Origin of the sequence: Micromonospora sp. NPDC047465, from assembly GCF_040643125.1 — a bacterium.
Classification (GTDB): Bacteria; Actinomycetota; Actinomycetes; order Mycobacteriales; family Micromonosporaceae; genus Micromonospora.
This window is the reverse complement of sequence record NZ_JBEYTP010000018.1, coordinates 128,524-136,249: the sequence shown is the minus strand read 5'-3', so window position 1 is coordinate 136,249 and position 7,726 is coordinate 128,524. Positions and strand designations below refer to the sequence as shown.

The window sequence follows — 7,726 nt, the reverse complement described above, 5'->3', positions numbered from 1 at the left end:
GGGGGCCGCGGCCCGACGTCCGGGGGCCGCCGCGGCGGGCGTGCCCGTGCGGGCGTTGAGCGCGCCGACCAGTGCCTCGCAGCCGGCGTCGCACGCCCGGACGGAGGCGACGGCCTGCCGCACGGTCTCCGCCACGGCGGAGGTGAGGACGCGGTTGACCGTGGCGCGCCGGGGCGTCTCGCTGATGGCGACCCGCAGGGCCGTCACGGCGTCGGTGAGCTCCTCGGCGCCCGCGACCCCGCCGGCCGCGAGCTGCGCCGCGACCGCGTCGGCAGCGACCGGAACCTCGCGGCCGCTGAGCATGCCCGGCTCGGGCAGCGCGTCCAGGACGGCCAGCGAGACCGGCTCGGCCGGGTCCGGGTACGCGCGTAACGCGGCCGGGTAGAGCTCGCGGAGCACCTCGCGCAGCGCGACGGCGGCGGAGTGCCGCCCGCTGGCCAGCGCGGCGTGCGCGGCGAGCACCTGCTTGTATCCGGCGAGGTCCCGGGGGGTCGGGAGGGTGACGGCGGAGAGCGCGCCGGCCTGCAGGGCGCGGGCCAGGCCGACGGCGCGCCGCTCGGCCGGGGGCGACTGCATCTCCTCCAGGGAGTCGTCGTCGGCGAACCGCTCGGCGAAGTCGTCGACGGAGTCGTCGTCGGCGATCGCCAGGGGACGACCCGCGGCGCTGAGCAGCGAGGTGACCGTGTGGTCGTCGCTGTCGGCGGCGATCGCCGCACCGCTCGGCCCGCCCGACCGCTCCACGAGCAGCGCGACCAGCTGGGCGTAGCCAGCCGGGTCGTCGCCGATCTCGCAGACATGCAGCAGACGGCCTGCGTCGTCGACCACAGCGGACGTCAGCGTCGAACCGGCCGAAGCCGGTCGGTCGGCCGGATCCGCCGAGGCCAGACCGCAGTACACGCGCACGAGCGCCACGGCGTCGTCCTCCTCCCGGGACACAAGGCTTTCTCTGCCAGAGACTGATGCTCCCCGTAAAGGGTCAGTCGCGCCAGTCCACGACCGCAGAGATCTTGCCGACAATGGTGCGCCAACCCAGACTTGCGGTTTGTGCCCCGATTTTCTTCAGCCGCCGACGGCCGAAGAACCCACCGACGCCGCCGTCGACCGTGGCGCGCAGCGCCTCGTCCAGGTCGTCCAGGCTGGAACCGGCGGAGAGCATGTCCAGCACCGCGGGCAGGCGCAGCGCGTACGCCAGGTCACGGGCCACCTCGCCGGCCTCGATGAGCAGCGTCGGATCCCAGGTGTCGTGCCCGCCGCGGAGGTTCTCCACCACCAGGTCGAGCTCGTAGATGTCCTCGTCCAGCGGCGCGATGTCGGCCGGCTCCACCCGTTCGGACAGCTCGCTCCAACTGTCCAGTTGGGACAGGTCGTTGGGCGCGCCGGAACGGATGAAGCTGACCAGCGACTCGGGCGTCTTGAACAGCAGCAGCTTGCCGCGGTGGCTGAGGAAGACCGGGACCTCCTCGTCGCCCGCCTCGTCCTCGGCCTCGGCGGCCGCCTCGGCGTCCTCGTCGTCGGCCGTGTCGCGGCGGGTCTTGCCGTCCTCCTCGTCGCTCTCGGCGAAGTCCTGGGCGACCTCCTCGTCGAGGATGACGACCGTCTCGTCGTCCTCGTCCTCGACGACGACCTGGCGGCGGGCCAGGAACGGGTCGTCCTGGTCGCGCTCGGCGACGTCGGTGGGGGTCAGCTCCCGCGCCGGCCGGTACGCCCGGAGCGTGTAGCCGGTGCCGGCGGGCAGCGCGATCTCCACCGGGTCGATCCGCAGCTCGTCCCAGAGGGCGCGGGCGGCCTCGGCCGAGACGGTTGCGGTGTCGGACTCGGCCGTGTCGTCCACGTCGTCGAGCTCGGGCTCGTCGGCGTCGGGCCGTTGGGGCGACTGGCGGGCCACGCTGACCTCCGTGTGCTTCGGGTTGCCCACCCGCCGGCGTGCGCCGCCGACGAGTGACTCTGGGCACATACCCTAGTGGGCGACTCCGGGTGACCGTGGCCGCACCCCGGTGGCGGAGCCGCCCGCCAACAAGTAGCCTCTCTACGCATGAAGGCCCAGGCGCTGCACGGACACCTCGACGCGCTGCTGCTCGCCGTGTTGGAGCAGGGCTCGATGCACGGCTACGCGATCATCGAGGCGCTGCGGAACCGCAGCGACGGCCAGCTCGACCTGCCCACCGGCACCATCTACCCGGCGCTGCGCCGTCTGGAGCGGGCCGGCCACGTGGCCAGCACCTGGAGCACCGTCAACGGGCGCGAGCGGCGGACCTACCAGCTCACCGACGCGGGGCGGCGGGCGCTGGCCGGGGAGCGGTCCGGGTGGCGCGAGTTCAGCAGCACCGTCGGCCGGTTCCTCGACACCGACGCCCCACCCACCGCGCCCGCCTGACGACGCCCGGCCCGGCCCGTCGACGCCCGGCACCGCGATCGCGGGCCGGGGCGGCCCTGGTCACCGCCGGCGGCGACAAGCTGCTCGGCGGGCGCCTCGGCGGGGCGGTCGGCCCGCGGGGTCAGCGGGCGGCGAGCAGCCAGGTGCGGGCGGCCCGGCCGAGCCACACGTAGCCGGCGGCGGCCGCCACGGCCCCGACGAGCATCGGCGGCCAGGTGAGCGCGCCCTCCCACAACCCGATCGACCACGCGAAGAGGGCCGCGCCGGCCAGCACGCCGAGGGCGAGGAGCCCGGTCAGCGCCGCGCCCACCGCCCGGCCGATCGCGCCGTTGCCGCGCAGCGCCCACCGGCCGGCCCCGGCCAGCAGCAGCCCGACCGCCGCCAGCACGAACGCGGCGGCCCAGATCCAGTTCACCGAGGCCGACAGGAGCTGGTAGCCGGCCGGCGGGCGGGGCCCGTCGCTCCAGCTCGCCCCCCGCCAGGTGAGGTCGCCGGCGACGAACGCGAGCGCGGCCAGCCCGAGCACCCGCAGCGACAGCCCGCGCAGCGCGCCCACCGCCAGCTCCGCCTGGTAGGCCGGGGCCAGCAGCGCCGCGGACCCGAACTCGGCCACCGCCCGGCGCTGGGCCTCCGCCGCCGGCAGCCCGTCCTCCCGGTACGCGTCGACGGCGTCCAGCAGGCCGTGCCGCGCCTCGGTCAGCAGGCCGGACTTCAGCCGGCGTGGCCCGCGCAGGCGCGCGTCCAACTCCCGCAGCCGCTCCTCCACCATGGTCGCGTCGTCGCACCGCATGGCACCACCCTGCCACGGATGGCCGCCGGGCGGCGTCCGGGGCAACCCTGGCCCGACCCGGAGGTGGGGGCCGGGGAGGAGCGGGCCGGGCTCAGGGGCGCAGCGCCAGGTACCCGCGTTCGGCGGCCTCCTGGAGCAGCCACTGGTCCCGGTACCAGCCGGGGGCAGCGACGAGATCCGCGTGCCGGCCGCGCTGGGCCACCCGGCCGGCGTCCAGCACCACGATCTCGTCGAGGTCGGCCAGCCCGCTGAGCCGGTGGCTGATCAGCAGCACGGAGTGCCCGGCCGGGGTGGCCGCCAGCGCGGAGGCGAGCACCGCGTCGGCGGCGGCGGGGTCGAGCCCCTCGGTCGGCTCGTCGAGCACCAGCACGCCCGGCGCGGCGAGCAGCGCCCGGGCCAGCGCGAGCCGCTGCCGTTGGCCGCCGGAGAGCTGACCGCCCTCCTCGCCGACCACGGTGTCCCAGCCGTCCGGCTGCGCGTGGACCCAGTCCAGCAGCCCGGCCGCCGCGGTCGCCGCCGCCAGTTCGTCCTCGTCGGCGTCGGGCCGCCCGAGCAGCAGGTTCTCCCGCACGGTGGCGTGGAAGACGTACGCCTCGGCGAGCAGCCCGCCGACCGCGCGGGGCAGCTCCCCGGCCCGGTACGTCGACAGGTCCCGCCCGTCCAGGGTGACCCGCCCGCGCTCGGGGCGTACGGAGCCGGTGAGGACGGCGGCGAGGGTGCTCTTGCCGGCGCCGCTCGGCCCGACCACGGCCACCCGACGGCCGGGCGGCAGCTCCAGGTCGAGCCCGTCCAGGGCGGGCGCGGCGCCCTCCCGGTAGCGCACGGTCAGCGCCTCGAACCGCACGTCGTACGGCCCGGGGCCGACCGGCGCCCCGTCGGACGCGGGCACCTCGTCCGCCCTCTCCAGCAGGGCGGCCACCCGGGTCAGGCCGGTGCGGAGCTGGGTCCACTGCCGGGCGGCCCCGACCAGCGCCAGCGCGATCTCGACGGCGGCGAGCGTGCCGACCGCCAGGACGCCGACCAGCACCCCGTCCACGTCCGCCGCCAGGGCGGCGAGCACCACCGCGCCGGCGGTCAGCCCGGCCACCAGCACCCCGGCCGCGTCGACGGCGAAGCCCGTGGCGGCGAGCCGCCGCTCCAGCCGGGCCAGGCGCCGGGCGCGTTCCCCGGCCGCGTCCAGTGCGTGCCCGGTGGCACCGAACGCGGCCAGGTCGGCGGCGCCGTGGGTGAGGTCGACCGCGTCGGTGGCGAGCGCGCCGCGCAGCGGCGCCAGTTCGGCGGCGGCGCGCCGGGTCAGCGCGGTGGCCAGGGCGGGCAGCGCGACCCCGGCGACCAGCAGCCCGACGGCGAGCGCCCCGGCGGCGGCCGGCGAGATCAGCGCCGCCCCGCCGACCGCGACCAGGCTGACCAGGGCCGCCGCCGAGGCCGGCACCAGCACCCGCAGCAGCAGGTCCTGGACCGCCTCCACGTCCGAGACGAGCCGGCTCAGGGCGTCGCCCGAGCGCTGCCGCAAGGTCGGCCGGGCGGCGAGGCTGGCGAAGACCCGGGCGCGGACGTCGGTGATCAGCCGCAGCACGGCGTCGTGCCCGGCGAGCCGCTCGGTGTAGCGGAGCACGCCCCGGCCGACCGCCAGCGCCCGGACCGCGACGATCGCCACGGTGAGGCGGTCCAGCGGGGGCCGGCCGGCGGCGCTCATCAGCAGCCAGGTCGCGGTGGCCATCAGGGCGAGGCCGGCGAACTCGGTGGCGGCGGCGAGCAGCCCCGCGCCGAGCAGCCGGTTCAGGTACGGCCGGGCCAGCCGCAGCACCGTTCGCTCGGGGGAGCGGGCGCGGGTCCCGGCGGAGCCGCCGGGCGGCATCGGCTCGTCGGTCATCGGGTCGCCTCCCCGGCCGCGGCCGGGGTCAGCTCCGTGACCCGGCCGTCCTCGATCCGCAGGATCCGGTCCGCGTCGGCGAGCAGCGCCGGCCGGTGCGCCACCAGCAGGGCCGTCCGCCCGGCCACCAGGCGGCGGGTGGCGTCGAGGACGACGGCCTCGCTCGCGGTGTCCAGCCGGGCGGTCGGCTCGTCGAGCAGCACCACCGGGGCGTCCCGCAGGAACGCGCGGGCCAGCGCGACCCGCTGCCGCTGCCCGCTGGACAGGCCGTGCCCGCGCTCGCCGAGCACGGTGGCGAGCCCGTCGGGCAGGCCGGCGACCACGTCGTCCAGGGCGGCGTCGCGGACGGCGGTGGCGAGGGCCGCGTCCGGGGTGTCGGGGGCGCCGAGCCGGATGTTGTCGGCCAGCGAGGCGGCGAAGAGGTGGGCCCGCTGCGGCACCCAGGCGACCTGGCGGCGCCAGGCGTCCAGGTCCGTGCCGGCGAGGTCCACCCCGCCGACGGTGACCCGGCCGGCGGTCGGGGCCACGAAGCCGAGCAGCAAGCCGAGCAGCGTGCTCTTGCCGGCGCCGCTCGGGCCGACGACCGCGACGCGTTCGCCCGGCCGGATGGTCAGCGTGACGTCGCGCAGCGCGGTGGTCCGCTCGTACGCGACGGTCACCGACTCGAACCGGATCTCGCCCCGGCCGTCCGGCGTCGCCGCGCCCCCGCCGGGTGCGACCGGCGCGGGGGCGGCGGCCGAGAGGGTCAGTGCCTCGTCCAGCGCGGTCAGGCCCTCCATGCTGGCGTGGAACCGGCTGCCGGCCGCCCGCAGCGGCAGGTACGCCTCCGGCGTGAGCAGCAGCACCAGCAGCGCGGTCTGGAGGGTCAGGCCGCCGCCGAGCAGCCGTACGCCCACCGGCACGGCGACCAGTGCCACCGAGAGGGTGGCGACCAGTTCCAGCACCAGGGCGGAGAGGAACGCGATCCGCAGCGTCTTCATGGTCGCCACCCGGTGCCCGTCGGCCATCCGGCGGACGGCGTCGGTCTGCGCCCGGGCCCGGCCGAACGCGCGCAGCGTGGGCAGCCCGGCGACCATGTCGAGGAAGTGCCCGCCGAGCAGGGAGAGCCGCCGCCACTGCCGCTCGGTGGCGGCCTGCGCCTGCCAGCCCAGCAGCGCGCCGAAGATCGGGATCAGCGGCAGGGTGGCCGCGATGATCAGCGCCGAGCTCCAGTCGGCGACGAAGACCCGCACCAGCACGGCGACCGGCACGGTGACGCTCAGCACGAGCTGCGGCAGGTAGCCGGTGAAGTAGGCGTCCAGCGCGTCCAGCCCGCGCCCGGCCAGCGTGGCGAGCTGCCCGGCGCGCTGGCCGGCGACCCAGCCGGGGCCCTGCCGCCCGACCGCCCCCAGCAGTTCCTCGCGCAGCGCCGCCTTGACCGTCGCCGCGACCCGCGCCGACACCGTGCCCTGCGCCCAGACCAGCAGCGAGCGGGCAGCCACCGCGGCGACGAAGCCGGCCAGGGCGGGCCGGTCCAGCCGCCCGTCGAACCCGGTCGCCAGCAGCGCGGCCAGCGCGGTGGCCTGCGCGACGACCAGCCCCGCGGCCAGCACGCCGAGCAGCGCGAGCACGGCGAGGTCGCGCCGGGCCGCGGGGACCCGGCGCAGCAGACGCGGGTCGAACGGACGGCGGTTCACCAGTACACCGGTGCCCTGCCGTCGGTCCGTCCCCGGAAAACCCACCAGCACATCGCCTGAAAGCCTAGTAGGGCCGGCAGGAGCGGCACCGTCAGCCAGCCCAGCAGCCGCAGCGTGGGCGCGCTCGCCGCCGCGTCGGCCACCGTCAGGGACGCGCCGGGGTCGACCGTGGAGACCAGCGCGTAGGGCCAGAGGGTCGCGCCGACCAGCGCCACCGGCAGCGCCAGGGCCGCCCCGGTGGCGGCGAAGGCCAGCCCGGGCCGCCGCCGGCCGAGCGCCACCCGGGCCGCCAGCACCGCCGCCACCAGCAGCAACGGCAGCAGTACGCCCACCGCGGGCTGCCGCGCGGCGGCGCGTACGTCGGCGGAGAGCAGGCCGAGCGCGGTGGCCGCGCCGACGGCGACGAGCGCCACCGGGACGAGCCGGCGGGCCAGCCGCCCGACCGGCGCGGCCTCGGCGGCCGGCAGCCGGAGAGTGAGGAAGGTCGCACCGTGCAGGGCGACCAGCGCGACGACGGCGAGGCCGGTGGCGGCCACGAACGGGGTGAACAGGTGGGTCACGCCGGCGACGTGCCCGTCGGCGTGCAGCGGCACGCCCTGGAGCAGCCCGGCCAGCAGGGCGCCCCAGCCGAGCGCGGCGAGCAGGCTGCCGACGACCACGATCCGGTCCCAGCCGGTGCGGGCCCGTGGGCTTGCCGGGCGGCTGCGCAGTTGCACGCCGACGGTAACCAGGATCACCCCGACCAGCGCGCCGACCACGGCCGGGTAGAAGCCGGAGAGCAGTTCCCCCTCCAGCACGGGGAAGGCGCCGAACAGGATGCCGACGGCGGCCACCAGCCAGACCTCGTTGCCGAGGAAGAACGGGCCGACGGCGTTCAGGGCGGCGCGGCGGCGGGCCGGGTCGGCGCCCCGGGCGAGCAGCAGGCCGACGCCGTAGTCGTAGCCGCCGAGCACCAGGTAGGTGGCGAAGAAGAGGCCGAGCAGGGCGTACCAGGCGAGTTCCACGTCGTCTCC

The 7,726-nt window shown here is 77.4% G+C and carries 6 protein-coding genes and 1 pseudogene; 1 reads left to right on the top strand and 6 read right to left on the bottom strand.

Annotation, left to right across the window (positions count from 1 at the left end):
- Positions 1 to 936 (bottom strand): annotated as a pseudogene (locus tag ABZ793_RS18425) (transposase); the annotation flags it as partial.
- A 40-nt stretch (positions 937 to 976) separates the two neighbouring features.
- Positions 977 to 1,915 carry a DNA primase gene (locus ABZ793_RS18420; RefSeq protein ID WP_357458492.1) on the bottom strand — a complete coding sequence of 313 codons (939 nt, stop codon included), beginning with the start codon at positions 1,913 to 1,915 and terminating at the stop codon, positions 977 to 979.
- Positions 1,916 to 2,032: 117 nt separating this feature from the next.
- Here ABZ793_RS18420 and ABZ793_RS18415 point away from each other — a divergent pair, with 117 nt between their 5' ends.
- On the top strand, positions 2,033 to 2,374 hold the full coding sequence (locus ABZ793_RS18415; protein WP_350703543.1) for a helix-turn-helix transcriptional regulator: 342 nt from the start codon (positions 2,033 to 2,035) through the stop codon (positions 2,372 to 2,374).
- 121 nt (positions 2,375 to 2,495) lie between these two features.
- Here ABZ793_RS18415 and ABZ793_RS18410 read toward each other — a convergent pair whose 3' ends face one another.
- From ABZ793_RS18410 to cydB, 4 genes are all read right to left on the bottom strand, one after another.
- Positions 2,496 to 3,164, bottom strand: a complete 669-nt coding sequence (locus ABZ793_RS18410; protein WP_357458489.1) for a permease prefix domain 1-containing protein — start codon at positions 3,162 to 3,164, stop codon at positions 2,496 to 2,498.
- Positions 3,165 to 3,255: 91 nt separating this feature from the next.
- Positions 3,256 to 5,037, bottom strand: coding sequence for a thiol reductant ABC exporter subunit CydC (gene cydC, locus ABZ793_RS18405; RefSeq protein ID WP_357458487.1), 1,782 nt, complete (start codon positions 5,035 to 5,037; stop codon positions 3,256 to 3,258).
- Positions 5,034 to 6,713, bottom strand: coding sequence for a thiol reductant ABC exporter subunit CydD (gene cydD, locus ABZ793_RS18400; protein ID WP_357458484.1), 1,680 nt, complete (start codon positions 6,711 to 6,713; stop codon positions 5,034 to 5,036). Before cydD ends, cydC begins: the two co-directional genes overlap by 4 nt.
- On the bottom strand, positions 6,710 to 7,717 hold the full coding sequence (gene cydB / locus ABZ793_RS18395) for a cytochrome d ubiquinol oxidase subunit II (protein WP_357458481.1): 1,008 nt from the start codon (positions 7,715 to 7,717) through the stop codon (positions 6,710 to 6,712). The genes cydD and cydB overlap by 4 nt, the downstream gene beginning before the upstream one ends.
- Between the last annotated feature and the right edge of the window lie 9 nt (positions 7,718 to 7,726).